Source organism: Bradyrhizobium uaiense (genome assembly GCF_010811875.1).
In the GTDB taxonomy this organism is placed as follows: Bacteria; Pseudomonadota; Alphaproteobacteria; order Rhizobiales; family Xanthobacteraceae; genus Bradyrhizobium; species Bradyrhizobium uaiense.
Genome location: NZ_VKHP01000691.1, coordinates 1 through 255, shown reverse-complemented (window position 1 = coordinate 255; position 255 = coordinate 1). Strand labels below are relative to the sequence as shown.

Below are 255 nucleotides of genomic sequence, written 5' to 3'. Positions count from 1 at the left end.
GAGGTCGGCGCGCCGCTTCGCTTGTCATGACGAAGGTGAAGACTTCGATTCAATTGCCACACGCATAAGCGGTGTCATCGCCCGGCTTGATGTTCAGCCCGGGGACATGACCGACGGGTGTTCGGGGACATGGCCGACACTTTTTCCGCTCGCCAAGTCAATGATAGCGACTTGGTGGGCGGCGAAGAAGACCCCGTATTGCGCACTGTTTGGCGAGGGGCGAATGGCAAGGCGCTCGCCGCGGAAAGCCTGCGG

The 255-nt window shown here is 61.2% G+C and carries 1 pseudogene; it reads right to left on the bottom strand.

The window, feature by feature from the left end:
• Nucleotides 1-93: 93 nt before the first annotated feature.
• Nucleotides 94-255, bottom strand: a pseudogene (locus FNJ47_RS47100) (IS481 family transposase); the annotation flags it as partial.